Raw genomic sequence first — 252 nt, 5'->3', positions numbered from 1 at the left:
ACGCTGTCCAAAATATCACTGACGGTTTGGTCTTTGGGATTATAGGCCAGCGTTAGCATCTCGTTGCCAGTCGTGATCAATTGGCGTAGGGTAGACAGCTCACGTACGCGCTGGGCGTAGGCGGTCAGGTTGAATAAGGTGGCAGGGCTTTGGCTCAAGATGTCGGCCAAATAACTGTCACCGCCCGCACTTTTTAGCAGTTTCTGTGCTTCTAGCCAATCATGAACCATGACCGTATCGTAAGGCTCGTTG

1 protein-coding gene is annotated in these 252 nt (G+C 51.6%); it reads right to left on the bottom strand.

The window, feature by feature from the left end; genetic code table 11:
• A partial coding sequence (locus AAEZ03_RS28290; protein WP_350583270.1) for a DnaB-like helicase N-terminal domain-containing protein occupies positions 1-230 on the bottom strand: 230 nt, incomplete at its 3' end.
• Between the last annotated feature and the right edge of the window lie 22 nt (positions 231-252).

It is taken from the genome of Pseudomonas sp. HY2-MNA-CIBAN-0224 (assembly GCF_040310285.1).
GTDB lineage: Bacteria > Pseudomonadota > Gammaproteobacteria > Pseudomonadales > Pseudomonadaceae > Aquipseudomonas > Aquipseudomonas helleri.
The sequence above is the reverse complement of the archived record's forward strand: the minus strand, read 5'-3'. Positions and strand labels throughout refer to the sequence as shown.